A 15554-nucleotide genomic window follows, 5' to 3' on the forward strand; every position below is an offset into this window, starting at 1 on the left:
AGGCCCTCGTGGTCGACGATGTCCGGCCGGTAGAGCTCGTCCACGACCGAGAAGTCGCCCTGGTTGACGAACTCGGCGAAGACGCGCCGGATGGTCGCCTTGTTGCGTTCCTCCTTGCTTTCGGTGTTCGCGTTGTTCTCGTTGTTCTCGTCGTTCTCCCAGACTGTGCGCGTCGGGTCCATGGTGGTCGCAGTGGTCACAGCAGCGGTCCTCTCATCGTCAACGGGTACGAAGTCGCTCACGCCGCGGTGGCGGCGGTGCTCGACCACCGGGTGCCGTAGGCGACGTGCTCGTGTTCCGTGGTGCGCAGGGTGCGGCCCCAGCTGAGTTTCAGGAGCCGGTCGCGGAGCCAGATGGCGGCCGGGTTCTGCAGGGCGCCCATCACACCGATGCGGTGCGCGAGCAGCTGCATCGGCCGGGTGCGCTCCTGCCGCTCGGCTTCGTAGGCGCGCAGCGCCCCGGTGGTGTCGGCACCGGGCGCGGCGAGGCGTTCGGCCAGTACGAGGGCGTCCTCGATGGCGAGGCAGGCGCCCTGCCCGATGTTGAAGCTGACCGCGTGCGCGGCGTCGCCGAGCAGGGTGACCCGGCCGCGTCCCCAGACGGGGTCGGGCTTGCGGTCCACCACGTCGCCGCGCAGGATGCTCTCCGGCACGGTGGCGTCGAGGATCCGCCCCACGGGGTCGGTCCAGCCCGCGTGCCGGGCGCGCAGCATGTCCAGGGTCTGCTCGGGCGTGCCCTCGTCGCGGCCGCCGGCGGGGCCGTTGGCGACGCTCATCCAGTGCACGACCCCGGGGGCGATGTCGTAGTACGTGAAGCGGGTCCCGGGACCGAACAGGGCCTGGAAGCTGCCGGGCGGGAACTCCTCGGGGCTCATCCTGGCGTGCCCGCGCCAGGCGATGTAGCCGGTGTAGTCGGGCGGCTGAGGGCCGAGCAGCTGGGCTCGCACGGCGGAGTTGACGCCGTCGGCGCCGATCAGCAGGTCGCCGTCCTCGGACGTGCCGTCGGCGAAGTGGAGGCTCACCCCGTCGGCGTACTCGGTGTACCCGGTGACCTCGGCGCCGGTGACGATGGGCGCGGTCACGGCGCCCCGCAGGATGCCGTGCAGGTCGGAGCGGCCGATGGCGACCGTGGGCTGCCCGTAGCGCTCGACGAACTCGCCCACCGGGTAGGTGCCGAGGACCCGGCCCTTGGAGGTCGCGAAGTGGCACACGGACTGGGCGGGGGCGATCTCGGCGACCTTGTCGGCGAGCCCGAGGTGGGCCAGGGCGAGCATGCCGTTGGTGAAGATGTGCAGTCCGGCGCCGCCGTCGCGCAGTTCAGGCGCGCGTTCGAAGACTACGGAGTCGATGCCCTGCTGCTGCAGGGCCAGCGCGGTGGCGATGCCGCCGATCCCGCCGCCTGCGATCAGAACCCGGCGTATGGGACGGGGTGTTGCTACGGACATGGCTTTCTCCCGGAAGTCGGGGCGGATGGCTCGGAGGAACGGGGTCAGCGGTTCAGCGTGGGCATCTCTGCGGCCGGATAGCGGTCGCCGGCCGTGATGCCGTACGGCGCGATGGAGTCGATCGCCGCCAGGACGTCCTCGGAGAGCCGTACGTCGTTCGCGGAGATGTTCTCCTCCAGATAGGTGCGCCGCTTGGTGCCGGGGATGGCGACGACGTCCTGGCCGCGGGAGAGCACCCAGGCGAGCGCGAGCCGGCTGACGGTGGTGCCGGCCGCGGCGGCGAGGTCGCTGAGCTGGTCGACGACGGGCAGGTTCCGGCGGATGTTCTCGTCCTCGAAACGGGGTGCGATGCGCCGGAAGTCGAAGCCGCCCTCGGGGATGTCGGAGGTGCCGCGGATGGTGCCGGTCAGGAACCCGCGGCCGAGCGGGCTGTAGGCCACGAAGCCGATGCCCAGCTCGCGCACCGTCTCCAGCACGCCGTTGGCCTCGACGTCCCGGGTGAACAACGAGTACTCGGTCTGTACGGCGGTCAGCGGATGCACCGCGTGGGCACGCCGGATGGTCGCGGGCCCCGCCTCGGAGATCCCCAGGTGCCGGACGAGTCCGGCCTCCACGAGTTCGGCGAGCGCGCCGAAGGACTCCTCCACGGGAACTTCGGGATCGACCCGGTGCAGGTAGTAGAGGTCGAGGTGGTCGGTGCCCAGACGGCGCAGGCTGCCCTCCACGGACCGGCGGATGTAGTCGGGGCGGCCGTTGACCCGCCAGGTCAGCTGGCCGTCGGCGTCGATCTCACTGCCGACCTTGGAGGAGAGCACGACCTCGTCGCGGCGCCCGGCGACGGCGCGGCCGATCAGCTCCTCGTTGGCGAACGGGCCGTACATGTCGGCGGTGTCCAGCAGGGTGACACCGAGCTCCAGTGCCCGGTGGATGGTGGCGAGCGCCTCGGTCGTGTCCGTGTCGCCGTACCCGATCGTCATGCCCATGCAGCCCAGACCCTGGGCGGACACGTCCAGGCCCGGCTTCCCCAACGTACGTGTTTCCATTGCCACTTGAATTCTCCTGGAGTTGCGTCTGATGTCTGAGGTGACGGCCGCTCAGGCCGGGAGCGGTGCCCGCCAGGTCACCGAAAGACCGGTGTAGACGTACCGGCTGGCCTCGATGCCGAGCAGCACGATCCGGTCGCCGGGCCGGATGCGCCCCGAGGTCCAGCCCGCGTCCAGCGACAGCGGCACCGCGGCCGAACCGGTGGCCCCCACATCGGCCAGGTTCTCCACGATCCGCCCGGTGAGTGCCTGGTTGTCCTCGGCCGTCAGCCCGGCGGCCTCGTACTCGCCGGCGAAGTAGTCGGCGTTGCCCTCCGGCAGCACGATCGCGTCGAACTCGTCGAGCGCCCGGCCCTCCTTGCGCGCCATCTCCTGGATCGCGCGGACGAACACCTGCGGCCCGAACGAGGAGGTGCCGGGCACGTCGATCTTCATCTGGATCAGCTGGCGGCGGCGCAGCTGCTCCGCCTGCGACACGTCCGTACCGCCGCCGATGATCTCCATCCCGGGCTTGCGCAGACCACCCACGCAGGCGTTGACGAAGGTGGACTCGTCCGGCGACGTCCCCGCCGGCTCGGCCCGCAGCACCACGGCGCCCGCGCCGTCGCCGAACGTGTACAGCGTCAGCCGGTCCCGCATCCGCACCCGCGACGGGTCCTTGTCCAGGAAGAGCGGCGCCATCAGCGGCGAGACGGACTCGCTGCCCACCACCAGCGCGGTCCGCGCCGTTCCGTCGGCCAGCTGCCGCCGTGCCAGGTCCAGCGCCTGCACCCAGCCCGCGCAGGCACCGCGGATCTCGATCGCGGCAACGCTCTCCAGACCCAGGTAGTGCTGCAGGGTGGTGGCGACGTTGGGCAGCGTGTACTCCGGGGTCGCGGTGCACACCACGATCAGGTCGATCTCGCCGGGTTCCACACCGGCCCGTTCCAGGGCCTGCCGGGAGGCCCGCTCGGCCATCCGACTGTTGTTGATCACGTGCTTGCCGGAGACCGGGTCGATCATCCAGTACCGGGTCTTGACCTGGATGCCGTCGAGGACGTCGTCCGGCAGCGGCCCGACGTATTTCTCCAGCGTCGCGTTGTCCAAGGGGTCACCGGGCACATAGCCGCCGGTGGAGAGGATCCTCACGTCGTACGCGGTGGTCATCGGCCGGACTCCGTTCCATGGAGGGGTGCGGGGGACAGGACGAACGAGGTGTGGGTGCCGCCGAGCGACGAGCTGTTGACCAGGACCGGGCGGTGCGTCCCGCCCTCGCGCCAGGCGCCGACGGCGAGGACCGCCGACAGGTGGGCACCCGCGCCGACCGGCTCGCCGAGCACCCGCTTCGGCGCCTCGAACCGGACCCGGCCCATGTCGAACACGCGCTCCACGGCGGCCTGTTCGGGACGGTCGGCGGCAGCGAGGCCCGCCGCGTTCGCCCAGACGGCCGAGATGTCGCCGGGCCCGAGCCCGGCACCGCGCAGCGCCTCGCGCATCGCCCGCTCCACGCCGTCGCCGGACGGGTCCCAGCGGCCGATGCCGCACGCGTCCGACGCGGTCGCGTGCCCCAGGACCACGGCGTGGATCGGGGCACCGCGCCGCTCGGCACTCGCCCGGCGCTCCAGCACCAGTGCGATACCGGCCTCGGCGAGCGTGTACCGGCGCCCGGCCGCCGTACCGAACAGCGGGATGCCGCGGTACGCGTCCAGCGTGCCCGGCGAGAACGCCTCCACGGCCGGCACCAGCAGGCGCTCGGCGCGTCCGGCGCGCAGGAGGTCGTACGCGACCCCCAGGGCGGCGGCACCCGCCGCGTGCCCCGACGTCAGCGTCGATGTCGGCCCCTTGGTACCCAGGGCCATGGCGACCTGGCCGGCCGCGCCGTTGTACACGGTGAACGGGAACACGGCCGGGTTCGCGGCCTGCGCGCCCGAGGCCAGCACCGGAACGGTGAACCGTTCGCTGCTCTCCATCGGCCCGACCCCGGTGCCGACCACCACACCGGTCGCGGCGACGGCATCCGCGTCCGAGTCCGCACCCGCATGCCCCAGGGCGGCCCGGCACGCGACGATGGCGAGCTGGGAGACCCGGTCCATGCGCCGCCGCTGCTTGGGGGAGCCGGCCGCCGAGGGGTCGAACTCGAGCCTGGCCAGGCGGAGTCCGTCCTCCGGCGCACCCTGCCGGCGCCCGGACGCGTACGCCTCCCAGAGCGCCTCGGCCCCCTCGCCGGCCGAGGTGATCACACCGAACCCGGTCACCACGACGTCGTCCGGGCCGACGGCCGGAGCCGGCATGCCCGCGCCGCCGGGGCGGGCGAAGGCGACGGTGGCGTTGGCGCCGGCGAACCCGAAGTTGTTGGACAACGCGGTGTCCAGCACCATCGGACGGCCCGGCTCCGCCACCGGGTCGAGACCGCAGTTCGGGTCCACTCCGGTGAAGTTCGCGGTGGGCGGCGCCACCTGGTCGCGCAGGGCCAGCACCGTGACGATGCTCTCCACCGCGCCGGCGGCGCCGAGCAGATGGCCGATCATCGATTTGGTGCTGGACAGCGCGGTCTTCTCGGCGGCGTCGCCGAGCGCGGCCCGCACCGCGTTGCTCTCCGCGGCGTCGTTCTTCTGCGTACCGGTGCCGTGCCCGTTGATGTACCGGATGTCGTCGGGGACCAGGCCCGAGGTGGAGAGGGCCGCACGGATCGCCCGGGCCGCGCCCTCCCCCTCGGGGTGCGGCGCCGTCGGGTGGTGCCCGTCGGCGGACAGGCCGTAGCCCAGCACCTCGGCGACGACCGGGGCACCGGTGCGCTCGGCCGTCTCCAGCGACAGCAGCACGAGCATGCCGCTGCCCTCGCCCAGCGACAGACCCGACCGGTCCTTGGAGTAGGGGGCCGCCGGCTGCACCGAGAGCGACTCCAGGCTGCTGAACCCGGCGAACGCCGACTCGGTGAAGGCGTCGCTGCCGCCGACCAGCATCGCGTCGGCCCGGCCCGCCCGGATCACGTCCAGGGCGTGGGCGAGCGCGTGCGCACTGGAGGCACAGGCCGTGTTGGCACTGAGTACCGGGCCCTTGAAGCCGAAGGCGGCCGAGAGTGCCTCCGCGGCGGCCTGCGGAGGTACGAACGTGTAGCGGCGCCAGTCGGGCGTGCGGCCCTCCTGCACCTCGCGCAGGGCGAGTTCGGCGCTGCGCCACCCACCGTGGCAGGTGCCGTACGCGACGCCCCAGCGCTCGGCCGGGATGTCCACGCCGACCCGCAGGCCCGAGCCGGCCATGGCCTCCTCGGCGGCGGCCAGCGCGAAGTCGAGGGAAGGGGCGCGGGTGTCGGAGCCCGGAGCGTAGTCGTAGTGGGGGAAAGTGGGTTCGGTGACCTCACCGCCCACGTCGGTCTGGTAGCCGTCCATGGGCAGGCCGCGCACGGGTGAGATCGCCACCCGCCCCGCGCGCACCCCGTCCCACAGGGCCTCGGCAGAACCGCCGTACGAGGTGATCGCGCCCACTGAGGCGATCACGACGCGGACGGCCTGGTCAGGAACGTCGGTCATGCGTCTGCTTCCCTCTCTGACAGGGCTGTCCGGCCGCTCACGCGGACCTCGACAGGCTCAGGGCCACGGCCTGTCCCTCGATTCCCCGGGCCAGCGCCATCGCGTGTGCGGGCCGGGACTCCCGGGCGCCGCCGCGTACGTGGTCCAGCTCGCAGACCGGGTCGGGGTCGTCGAGGTTGAGCGTCGCCGGCACCGCCCCGTGGTGCAGGGCCAGCGCACACACGGCGGCGTTCAGCGCACCGCCACCGCCGACCAGGTGGCCCGTCTGCGGCTTGACGGTGCTGACCGGCACGGACCGGGCGGCCGGGCCCAGCGCGGTGCGCAGGGCGACGCTCTCGGAGGCGTCCCCGAGCCGGGTGGCGGAGCCGTCCGAGGCTATGTAGCCGAGGTCGTCGGCGGTCAGCCGGGCGTCCCGCAGCGCGTGCCGCACCGCCCGGGACAGGCCGCGGCCCTGGGCGTCCGGCGCCGGCGGCGTACCGCAGTCGTTGCCGGCGCCGAAGCCGGTCAGCTCGGCGTAGACGCGGGCGCCGCGACGCAGCGCCGCCTGCTTCTCCTCCAGCACCAGCAGGGCGGCGCCCTCGCCGGGGACCGCTCCGCTGCGGTCCCGGTCGTAGGGCCGGTACGCCTGCTGCCCCAGGTCGTTGCGCGTGGTCAGCACGCCGAGCCGGTCGAGCAGCGTCATCTGCCACCAGTCGGTGGCGTCGTCGTAGCCGCCCGCGATCGCCACGTCCGCGTCCCCGCGGCGCACCGCGCGCATGGCCCGGCCGATCGCGGTGGCACCCGCGTCCGCGCCACCCGCGAAGAAGGTGCTGGACCCCCGGATGCCGTACGTCTGCGAGATGTTGAACACCGCGCCGGGCTGCAGCCCCTCGACGAAGAAGAGCGGCGGCATGATGACGTCGGCGTGCCGGCCGAGGTGGGCCAGGTCGGCCTTGCCGTCCGGGCGGCGGATGACCTTGAACTCCTCGATCAGCTGATCCATGCGGCCGATCGTCTTGTTGCCCCCGAGGTACAGGCCGGCCCGGTGGCCGAGCTCGTCGCCGCCGGCCTGGTTGTGCGGCAGGCCCGCGTCGTCGAGGGCGAGCCGGGCGGCGGCCAGCGCGAGGCGGTCACCGCGGTTGATGGTGCGCAGCTGGCGCCTGGTGGCGAACCGGGTGGCGTCGAAGTCGGCGATCTCGCCGCCCAGCCGGGTCTGCAGCGGCGACGGGTCGTAGGCCCGGATCGGGCCGATCCCGGACTCGCCGGCCACCAGCGCCTTCCAGTTGGCCTCGGGGCCTTCGCCCAGCGCGGTCAGCAGGCCGATGCCAGTGATGACGACCTGGCGTTCGGTGCCGCTCATCGGTGCTCCTCCGGATCGCTGTGGGGTCGTCATCGCTCCGCCCCCTCCTCGTAGCGCCCGACGACCAGTCCGACGTTGGTGCCGCCGAAGGCGAACGCGTTGATGAGGGCGTGCCGCACGTCCCGCTTGCGCGCCGTGTTCGGGACGTAGTCGAGGCCGAGCCGCCGGTCGGGCGTCTCCTGGTTGATCGTCGGCGGCACCAGCGAGTGGTTGATCGCCCCGATCGCGGCGAGCATGCTCAACGAGGCCCCCGCCGAGGTGAGGTGACCGGCCATCGATTTCGGCGAGCTGATCAGCAGCCGCTGGGCGTCGTCGCCGAACACCTTCTTGATCGCCGTGGTCTCGGACAGGTCGTTTCCGTGGGTGCTGGTGCCGTGCGCCACCACGTACTCGATGTCGGACGGTTCCAGACCGGCGTCGGCGATCGCGCTCTGCATGGACTCGATGGCTCCGCTGCCGTCCGGCGGCGAGTCGGTGACCCGCCAGGCGTTCAGGCTGGTGCCGTAGCCCAGGACCTCGGCGACGATGTTCGCCCCGCGGGCACGGGCCGCCTCCAGCTCCTCCAGGACGAAGACGACGCTTCCCTCCCCGAGGACGAACCCGGACCGGTTGGCGTCGAAGGGGCGGCTGGCCCGCTCCGGATCGTCGTTGTAGTCCTTGGTCAGCGCCCCCAGCAGGCTGAAGCCCACCAGGTCGAGCCACGAGGTCAGCGAGTCGAAGCCGCCCGCGAGCATGAGCGTCGCGTCACCCTCCGCGATGGAGCGGAAGGCCTCTCCGACGGCGTGCGCGGAGCCCGAGCAGGCGGTGGACACACCCAGCATCGGGCCGGTCGCGCCCATCATCCGCGCGACCACCGACATGGGGATGTTCTGGCTGTAGGACAGGGCGGCCGAGGGCGAGTACGGGAAGAACGCGTCGTCCCGGCCGGTCTCCTCGCGCAGCGCCCCGACGTCCACCAGCCACTGCAGGTCCGGCCGGTCACAGCTCCCGCCCAGGGCCACGCCCATGTCGGCACTGTCGTACGTCTTCTCGTCGACTCCCGAGTCGCGCAAAGCCTCCCAGGCCGCGCCCACGGCGAAGGTGCCCGAACGCAGCAGACGGCGCAGCCCGTCCGAAGCGGGTACGACATCGGTGAGCCGGAAGTCCTTGACCTCGCCGGCGATGGTCACGTCCATGCCGGTGGTGTCGATCGAGGTCAACTGGCCTACCCCGCTGCGTCCTTCGGCCAGTCCCTGCCATGTGCTCGGCGCGTCGTTGCCGAGCGGCGTGACGGCGCCCATGCCGGTGACGACCACTCTGCGGTTCATCGCAGTGCCTCCGTCCCCGGCGACCGCCGGCCCGTCCGCGCGGTGTCGTCGTGCGCGGACGGCTGTCCGTACGTCTCGGCCGACGCGGTCGCCGCACGGCCGGCCGGCCGTGCGCCGGACTCCCGGCCGTCGACGCGGTCGTTCAGGTGGAACCGCATCATCGCCCTCCCTCGGTCTTGGGCCGCCCCAGGCCGAGCTGCGCGGTCCGGCCGCCGTCGGCCTGGGGCTCTGTGTGTCGTGTCCGAACATCCCGGTCGGCGCCCGACCGGGCCGCGCCCGCCCGGTGCCGCTGCGGGACTCCCGCGCCCGCAGCGGCCCGGCCGTCAAACCTCATGCCGATCGCCTCCTTCTGCCGTGTGTGTGCTGGGGACCGGTGCCGTGTCCGGCGTCGTGCGGGTGGACGGGTCCGGTTCGGGGGCCGTGTCAACAGGGCTGGGCAGGCACACCACGACCGCGTGCGCCACTGCGAGACCTCCGCTGTGGCTCAGGGAGATTTCGATGTGGTGCATACCGAGGGACCGGGCGACGGCCTCCACCTCGCCGTACAGCCGCACCCGGGGTTGCCCGGCCCGGTCGTTGACGACCTCGATGTCCGTCCACTCCATGTGCGGGCCCATACCGGTGCCGAGGCTCTTGAGCACGGCCTCCTTGGCGGCCCAGCGGCCGGCGAGGTGCTCGCCGACCCGTTTGCGCCGATAGCAGTAGGCCAGCTCGCGAGGGGTGAACACCCTTTCCCGGAGGTCGGGTTGGGTGGTCATCAGCTCCTCGACCCTGGCCACCTCGGCCAGGTCCATGCCGGTCCGCACCCGCACTGGCGGCGGAGCGGGGCGGTCCGGTGACCGCCCCGCGCCCGGCTCACGCAGCGGCTGCGGCGAGCGCGGCACGTTCGGTCACCAGATCCGTCAGGTTCTGCACGGTGAACAGGGTCAGCACCTCGTCCGCCGTGAGCTTGCCGGCGAGTTCCTGCACGTCGATCTGCGGCAGCGACTTCTTGAGCTGCGCCAGCCCGACCTCGTTGATGATGTCGTTCTCGTCGGCGAACTCCTCGTCGGGTATTCCGCCCTGGAGCAGTTCGGCGATGTCCGCGACCTTGATCTTCACGTCCGACGCCCGCTCGATGCGGAACAGGACGTCGAGCAGGTCGATGGACTCGGCGTCCAGGTCGCCCAGCAGGGTGGCCTCGGGCACGACCTCCTCGATATCGATGCCGAGCGCGTCCGCGACGGCCTCCTGGACGATGGTGCCGAAGTCTTTCCCGTCGTACGACATGTGTCCTATACCCTTCGTGAACGGTTGCTGGTGATGGACGGACCGGGGTGGTGCGGCCGACCGACGGGCCGGCGGTTCATGAGGTGTCAGGACGCCACCTGTTCCTGCCATGTGTCGGATGCCAGGGCGCCGTAGAGCGCCGTCAGGCGACGCGGGTCTCCGGTGGAGCGGGTGCGGACCTCCTCGAGCGTGCGGCGGGCGAGTCCGCTGAGCACCCGGCCGGGGCCGATCTCGGTGTAGGCGCTCACCGGGTGCCGTGCGGCGGTGCGCAGCACCTCGACCCAGCGGACGGGTCCGGTGAGCTGACGCCGCAGCAGCTCCCGGGCCTCCTCGCCCGAGACGACGTAGGTGCCGGTGACCGAACTGATCATGGGCAGGACGGGATCGGCGAACGGATGGGCGGCGAGCGCCTCGGTGAACTCCTCCTCCACCGCACTCATCAGCGAGCAGTGGAAGGGGGCACTCACGTCCAGCGGCACGACCCGGTCGGCGCCGGCGTCCAGCGCGGCCCGGCCGGCCTCCTCGACGGCGCGGACGTGGCCCGAGATGACGGTCTGCAGCGGCTCGTTGTAGTTCGCGACCTGGACCAGGCCGACGCCCTCGGCACTGCCGCAGGCGGCCAGCACCTGGTCCGAGGGCAGGCCCAGTACGGCCGCCATCGCGCCGGGCACCTCGCGGGCCACGTCGCCCATCAGCCGGCCGCGCAACCGCACCAGCTCCAGGGCCGACTCCAGGGACAGCACCCCGGCGGCCACCAGGGCCGGATACTCGCCGAGGCTGTGGCCCGCCGTCGCCGCGGGCCGGTATCCGGCGGCCTGCAGCAGCTCCCATACGGCGAGGCTGGTCGTGGCGATCGCGGGCTGGGTGATCTCGGTGGCGCCGAGTTCCTCGGCGCTCCCGGTCACGCAGATCCGCGACAGCGGCAGGCCCAGGATCTCGTCGGCCTGGGCGAACAGCCGCCGGGCCGAGGGGTAGGCGTCGAGCAGGTGCCGGGCCATGCCGGGCCGTTGCGAGCCCTGCCCGGGGAACATGGCCAGGCAGCCGGCCGACGTGCCGAGGCTGACGAGGCCGGTCCGACCGGTCATCAGGTACTCCTTCCGTGGGTTGGTGCGGGGGTGCGTTGCCAGCCGGCCGCGTCCGGCGCGGTGGCGGGCTCGAGGCGGTGCCAGGCGGCCGGCCGGCCCCAGCCGCGCCGGGCGGCCGGCGGCGGGTCCTGCTGCTCGGGGGCACGGCGCAGCGCGGAGAGCACGACCAGCAGTGCGGCCAGCTCCTCCGGTGTGGGGTTGCCCCGCAGCACCGACAGCTCAGTGCTCCGCGGCGTGCTCACAGCGGCTCGTTTCCGTGCTTGCGGAGGGGCTGCCGGGCCCGCTTGGTGCGCAGCATGTCCAGCGACTTGATGAGCACCCGCCGGGTGTCCGCCGGGTCGATGACGTCGTCGACATGACCGCGCCGGGCGGCGACGAGGGGGTTCATCAGCTGCTCGGTGTACTCGGCGACCAGCTCCCGGCGCAGCTTCTCCGGGTCCGCCGCCGCGTTGATCTGCCGGCGGAAGATGATGTTGGCCGCGCCGTCGGCGCCCATCACGGCCGTCTGGTTGGACGGCCAGGCGAACGACAGGTCGGAGCCGATCGACTTGGAGTCCATGACGATGTACGCGCCGCCGAACGCCTTGCGCAGGATGACCTGCACGCGCGGCACCGTCGCCTCGCAGTACGCGTACAGGAGCTTCGCGCCGCGCCGGATGATCGCGTTGTGCTCCTGGTCGGTCCCGGGCATGAACCCCGGCACGTCGACCAGTGTCACGAGCGGGATGTTGAACGCGTCGCAGGTGCGCACGAACCGTGCGGCCTTCTCCGAGGAGTCGATGTCCAGCACCCCCGCCATGGCGGCGGGCTGGTTGCCCACGATGCCCACCGTGTGGCCGTCCAGACGGGCCAGGGCGCACACGATGTTCGGCGCCCAGCGCTCCTGGATCTCCAGGTAGTCACCGTTGTCGACGATGTGGCCGATGACCGTCCTGATGTCGTACGGCGTCCGGTCGTCGACCGGCACCAGACGCAGCAGTTCCTCGCAGCGCCGGTCCGGCTCGTCCAGGGGCCTCGCGTAGGGCGGCATCTCGGCGTTGTTCGAAGGCAGGTAGGAGAGCAGCTCCCGTACGCCCTCGAAGCAGGACTCCTCGTCCGGGGCCACGAAGCTCGCCACGCCGGTTCGCGTGCCGTGGGTGTACGCGCCGCCGAGCTCCTCCTGGGTGATCTTCTCGCCGGTCACCGCCTGCACCACGTCGGGCCCGGTGATGAACATGTTGGCCATGCCCTCGACCATGAACGTGTAGTCGGTGAGCGCCGGTGAGTAGACCGCGCCGCCCGCGCAGGAACCGAGCACGACACTGATCTGCGGCACGACGCCCGAGGCGCGGACGTTGCGGGCGAACAGCTTGCCGAAGCCGGCCAGCGCGTCGATGCCCTCCTGGATACGGGCGCCGCCGCCGTCGTTGAGGCCGATGACCGGGGCGCCGACGGAGTCGGCGAGGTCCAGCAGCTGGTGGATCTTCGCGGCGAACGTCGCGCCCAGCGCACCGCCGCGCACCCGGGCGTCATGGGCGAAGACGAAGACCGTACGGCCGTCGATCTCGCCCCAGCCCGTGATCACGCCGTCGCCCTCGGGGTGCGAGTCCTCCATGCCGAAGCCCGTCGCCCGGTGCTCGGCGAACAGACCGAGCTCGGTGAACGTGCCCGGGTCGAGCAGTGTCTCGATGCGCTGGCGCGCCAGCAGCTTGCCCTTGGCCAGGTGGCGGGCCTCGGCATCCGGGTCGTGACCGAAGTGGGCCTCGGCCCGGCGGGTGGCGAGCTCGTCGGTCAGGTCCGCCATCGTGGGCGTGCGCACCGGTGCCGGCTGCCGGGCTTCGGAGTCGGTCTCGCCGAGATCCGGCAGCACGGCCTGGGGAGCGTGCGGAACAGCCATTGCGATCCCTCTCTGTCCTGCCCTCTCGCGTCGGGGCCTTGGGATCAACTGTCGAACCCCGGAGTGGGCGGAAGACTGGAGCGGCTCTTGACCGGGGGTGTACTCCCAGGTCAACGCCCTATACGGAGGTCGGATGCACCGTCTTTGCCGTCTCGTCGGCACGGCCTGTCCTGAGCCCGTGCGCGAAGCTGCGCTGCAGCCCGTCGAGCCGGTAGCGGGTGGGGCGGTCGGCCACGGCGGACTCGGCCACGGTCAGGAAGTGCGCCTCCACCAACTGCTCGCAGGCGTCCTCGACCGTGGCGAAGTCCTTGCCGAGCACCGGGCACGCCAGATGGGCGTCGAACTCGGACACCGGCAGGTCGGCCAAGGAGCGCAGCACCTCACGGGCGTCGTCGGGCAGCGCGTTGTACGACGCCGTGAAACTGGCACGCACGCTCAGCGAGCTGTGCGCCAGCTCGTCCAGACGCCGCCCCTCGTCACTCAGCCGTTCCGCGTAGCGGCGCAGCGACCAGTGGGGCCGGGCGTTGAGCCGTACGGCCGCGGCGCGCAGGGCGAGCGGAAGCCCGCCGCAGTACCGGGCGATCGCGGCGGCCGCGGCCGGCTCCCGGGTGACACGCTCCGTGCCCAGCATCCGGGCCAGGAGCCGCACACTGTGCCCGTGCGGCAGGACCGACAGTTGCAGGACGCGGGCCCCGAGCGGAGTGCTGAGCCGGCCTCTGCTGGTGAGCAGCACCGCGGTGTCCCCGCTGCCCGGCAGCAGCGGCTGCACCTGCTCGTCGTCGACCGCGTCGTCGAGCGTGATCAGCAGGTGACGACCGGCGAGAGCCAGCCGGTAGACCTCGGCGCGCTCGTCGGGGTCGGCCGGGATCCGGTCGGGGTCCGTGCCCAGCGCGCGCAGCAGCCGTCCCAGCACCGCGTGCGGATCCGCCGGACGGGCGCCGCTGCCGCGCAGCGCCGCGTACAACTGCCCGTCCGGGAAGGCGGACTGCAGCCGATGGCCCAGATGCACGGCCAGCGCGGTCTTGCCGACACCTCCCCCGCCGAAGAGCAGGACGGCGGGCGGTTGTGACGCGGAGGGCCGGGTCAGCGTCCGCTGGACCACGTCGAGTTCGCGTTCGCGCCCGGTGAAGTCCGGGAGGTCCACCGGCAGCATGTGCGGGGCGACGGGCGCGGGCCGGGGCGGGGTGAGGAGCTGGTGCGTCCCGGCGCCGTGCGGGTCGGGGCTGCGCGGGTCGGGGCCGCGCTCGGGCGGCGGTGCCGGAGCGGCCGCCTCGCCGCGCAGGATCGTTTCGTACAGCTGCTGCACCCGCGGCGACGGATCCGTGCCGAGCTCCTTGGCGATCAGCCGGCGCATCGACTGGTAGTACTCGAGGGCGTCGACGCTGCGCCCCTCCAGATAGAGGGCGAGCATCAGGCGCTCGCCGAGCTGCTCGGAGAGCGGGTCGGTCAGCAGGGCGGCGCGGAGTTCCGCGAGGACGGCGCCGGGCCGCTCGAGCCGGATCTCGGTGTCCGCCCACTGGGTCAGCGCCTCGTGGTGCAGCTGCCGCAGCGTCTCACGGACCCGGGCCGCCCAGTCGCTGTGCATGCCGGCCAGCGCCTCGCCCCGCCACATGGTCAACGCCTGCTGGAGCAGCGCGCTGCGTTCCTGGTCCCGGGCCTCCTGCTGCGCGTTCTTGAGCAGCCGGCGGAACCGCACCAGGTCCACCGCGCCGAGATCCGTCGACACCAGGTAGCCGGCCGACGACCTGACCAGGCCGATCGGCTCGGGCAGGTCCGCCGAGGCCCGGGCGAGCGCACGGCGCAGCCGGGTGACGTAGGTGTGGACGACGTTGCGGACTCCCGCGGGAGGCCGGTCCCCCCAGACGCGGTCGACCAGGGACTCCAGCGGCACCGGCCGTTCGGGATCGACCAGCAGGGCGCCGAGGATGCTGCGTTGGCGTGCGGGTCCGATATCGGCCAGGGCGCTGCCCGTCCAGAGTTCTATCGATCCCAGTATCCGGAGCTCCATCGAAGATCACCCGTATCCCTTCCAGTGACCGGAAAGCTAACTCCGGCCAGTGCAGCCCTCCTCGATTCCTGCTCTGGCCCATGAGCTGCGCTCGCGCTCCAGCGGAGCGCGAGGGACAGGCGAGGGGAGCGGCCTAGCGTCACCTCCCGAACCGAACCGGCCAAAGTCTGAAGGAGCCCCCATGGCCACCGAGGAGCACGAGTTCACTCTGCCTGGCGCCGATCTTCCGCAGCCCGACGCCGAGCTGCGCAAGAAGCGCGAGGCGGTCGTCATGGAACACACCATCGCCGAGTCCGCCTGGGACATCGACGGGGTGATCGCCACCTTCCCGCGCGGCGGCGTCTACCGTGTCATGCCGTTCGAGGAGGGGCCGCTGGTCGGTGAACAGGCCATCAAGCAGGGCTACTTCGCCGAACTGCAGAAGGCCTTCCCGGTCGCCGACCACGCCGTGTTCCACCTCCACCACACGCCGACCGCGGTGATCCTGGAGGCCCAGTTCCGCGCCAAGCAGGAGGCGGACTGGCGCGGCATACCCAACCGCGGCAAGACGGTCGACGCCCCCGTGGCCGTCTTCTTCCACTTCGACGGCGACGTGCTGCTCGACGAGACCCTCTACTTCGACATGGCGACCTTCGCCCGTCAGCTCGCCTGAGCATCCCGTGCCGGGGCGCCCG

The 15554-nt window shown here is 72.4% G+C and carries 14 protein-coding genes and 1 pseudogene; 1 reads left to right on the top strand and 14 read right to left on the bottom strand.

The genetic code is table 11. The features are described from left to right. The 14 genes and pseudogenes from ACWC21_RS28115 to ACWC21_RS28180 form a co-directional block, all read right to left on the bottom strand. Positions 1-200 (bottom strand): annotated as a pseudogene (locus tag ACWC21_RS28115) (hypothetical protein); the annotation flags it as partial. A 38-nt stretch (positions 201-238) separates the two neighbouring features. After that, positions 239-1444: an FAD-dependent monooxygenase gene (locus ACWC21_RS28120; RefSeq protein ID WP_450885671.1), complete on the bottom strand. Its 1206-nt coding sequence runs from the start codon at positions 1442-1444 to the stop codon at positions 239-241. A 44-nt stretch (positions 1445-1488) separates the two neighbouring features. After that, positions 1489-2487 (bottom strand): aldo/keto reductase, encoded by a 999-nt coding sequence (locus tag ACWC21_RS28125; protein WP_450885673.1) that lies wholly within the window; start codon positions 2485-2487, stop codon positions 1489-1491. 51 nt (positions 2488-2538) lie between these two features. Beyond that, positions 2539-3633: a 3-oxoacyl-ACP synthase III family protein gene (locus ACWC21_RS28130; RefSeq protein WP_450885674.1), complete on the bottom strand. Its 1095-nt coding sequence runs from the start codon at positions 3631-3633 to the stop codon at positions 2539-2541. Next, a complete protein-coding gene (locus ACWC21_RS28135; protein ID WP_450885675.1) occupies positions 3630-5996 on the bottom strand; it encodes a beta-ketoacyl synthase N-terminal-like domain-containing protein in 2367 nt (788 codons plus the stop codon). The genes ACWC21_RS28130 and ACWC21_RS28135 overlap by 4 nt, the downstream gene beginning before the upstream one ends. A gap of 37 nt (positions 5997-6033) precedes the next feature. After that, the gene (locus ACWC21_RS28140; protein ID WP_450885677.1) at positions 6034-7335 is read right to left on the bottom strand and encodes a beta-ketoacyl-[acyl-carrier-protein] synthase family protein; all 1302 of its coding nucleotides are present in this window, start codon (positions 7333-7335) and stop codon (positions 6034-6036) included. A 29-nt stretch (positions 7336-7364) separates the two neighbouring features. Beyond that, positions 7365-8642, bottom strand: coding sequence for a beta-ketoacyl-[acyl-carrier-protein] synthase family protein (locus ACWC21_RS28145; RefSeq protein ID WP_450885679.1), 1278 nt, complete (start codon positions 8640-8642; stop codon positions 7365-7367). Continuing rightward, on the bottom strand, positions 8639-8803 hold the full coding sequence (locus ACWC21_RS28150) for a hypothetical protein (RefSeq protein ID WP_450885681.1): 165 nt from the start codon (positions 8801-8803) through the stop codon (positions 8639-8641). Before ACWC21_RS28150 ends, ACWC21_RS28145 begins: the two co-directional genes overlap by 4 nt. A 162-nt stretch (positions 8804-8965) precedes the next feature. Then, on the bottom strand, positions 8966-9436 hold the full coding sequence (acpS, locus tag ACWC21_RS28155; protein ID WP_450885682.1) for a holo-ACP synthase: 471 nt from the start codon (positions 9434-9436) through the stop codon (positions 8966-8968). A gap of 61 nt (positions 9437-9497) precedes the next feature. After that, positions 9498-9911 (bottom strand): acyl carrier protein, encoded by a 414-nt coding sequence (locus ACWC21_RS28160; RefSeq protein ID WP_450885683.1) that lies wholly within the window; start codon positions 9909-9911, stop codon positions 9498-9500. Between the two features lie 86 nt (positions 9912-9997). After that, a complete protein-coding gene (gene fabD / locus ACWC21_RS28165) occupies positions 9998-10996 on the bottom strand; it encodes an ACP S-malonyltransferase (protein ID WP_450885685.1) in 999 nt (332 codons plus the stop codon). Continuing rightward, positions 10996-11238 (bottom strand): acyl-CoA carboxylase subunit epsilon, encoded by a 243-nt coding sequence (locus ACWC21_RS28170; protein WP_450885687.1) that lies wholly within the window; start codon positions 11236-11238, stop codon positions 10996-10998. Before ACWC21_RS28170 ends, fabD begins: the two co-directional genes overlap by 1 nt. Beyond that, complete coding sequence (locus tag ACWC21_RS28175) at positions 11235-12872, bottom strand: acyl-CoA carboxylase subunit beta (protein ID WP_450885689.1); 1638 nt, start codon at positions 12870-12872, stop codon at positions 11235-11237. The genes ACWC21_RS28170 and ACWC21_RS28175 overlap by 4 nt, the downstream gene beginning before the upstream one ends. Before the next feature lie 118 nt (positions 12873-12990). Beyond that, entirely contained in the window at positions 12991-14880 is a 1890-nt protein-coding gene (locus ACWC21_RS28180) for a BTAD domain-containing putative transcriptional regulator (RefSeq protein WP_450885691.1), read from the bottom strand. 181 nt (positions 14881-15061) lie between these two features. Between ACWC21_RS28180 and ACWC21_RS28185 the strand changes: the two genes are divergently transcribed. Further along, the gene (locus ACWC21_RS28185; protein WP_388799906.1) at positions 15062-15532 is read left to right on the top strand and encodes an ester cyclase; all 471 of its coding nucleotides are present in this window, start codon (positions 15062-15064) and stop codon (positions 15530-15532) included. Positions 15533-15554: the final 22 nt, after the last annotated feature.

Source organism: Streptomyces sp. NPDC001348 (assembly GCF_053597535.1).

What these genes read in the sequence shown, in the direction of transcription:
- ACWC21_RS28150 (WP_450885681.1), bottom strand. Translation starts at nt 8,803, where the DNA reads ATGATGCGGTTCCACCTGAACGACCGCGTCGACGGCCGGGAGTCCGGC.
- ACWC21_RS28145 (WP_450885679.1), bottom strand. Translation starts at nt 8,642, where the DNA reads ATGAACCGCAGAGTGGTCGTCACCGGCATGGGCGCCGTCACGCCGCTC.
- ACWC21_RS28160 (WP_450885683.1), bottom strand. Translation starts at nt 9,911, where the DNA reads ATGTCGTACGACGGGAAAGACTTCGGCACCATCGTCCAGGAGGCCGTC.
- ACWC21_RS28135 (WP_450885675.1), bottom strand. Translation starts at nt 5,996, where the DNA reads ATGACCGACGTTCCTGACCAGGCCGTCCGCGTCGTGATCGCCTCAGTG.
- ACWC21_RS28180 (WP_450885691.1), bottom strand. Translation starts at nt 14,880, where the DNA reads ATGGAGCTCCGGATACTGGGATCGATAGAACTCTGGACGGGCAGCGCC.
- ACWC21_RS28120 (WP_450885671.1), bottom strand. Translation starts at nt 1,444, where the DNA reads ATGTCCGTAGCAACACCCCGTCCCATACGCCGGGTTCTGATCGCAGGC.
- ACWC21_RS28125 (WP_450885673.1), bottom strand. Translation starts at nt 2,487, where the DNA reads ATGGAAACACGTACGTTGGGGAAGCCGGGCCTGGACGTGTCCGCCCAG.
- ACWC21_RS28175 (WP_450885689.1), bottom strand. Translation starts at nt 12,872, where the DNA reads ATGGCTGTTCCGCACGCTCCCCAGGCCGTGCTGCCGGATCTCGGCGAG.
- acpS (WP_450885682.1), bottom strand. Translation starts at nt 9,436, where the DNA reads ATGGACCTGGCCGAGGTGGCCAGGGTCGAGGAGCTGATGACCACCCAA.
- ACWC21_RS28140 (WP_450885677.1), bottom strand. Translation starts at nt 7,335, where the DNA reads ATGAGCGGCACCGAACGCCAGGTCGTCATCACTGGCATCGGCCTGCTG.
- ACWC21_RS28185 (WP_388799906.1), top strand. Translation starts at nt 15,062, where the DNA reads ATGGCCACCGAGGAGCACGAGTTCACTCTGCCTGGCGCCGATCTTCCG.
- ACWC21_RS28130 (WP_450885674.1), bottom strand. Translation starts at nt 3,633, where the DNA reads ATGACCACCGCGTACGACGTGAGGATCCTCTCCACCGGCGGCTATGTG.
- fabD (WP_450885685.1), bottom strand. Translation starts at nt 10,996, where the DNA reads ATGACCGGTCGGACCGGCCTCGTCAGCCTCGGCACGTCGGCCGGCTGC.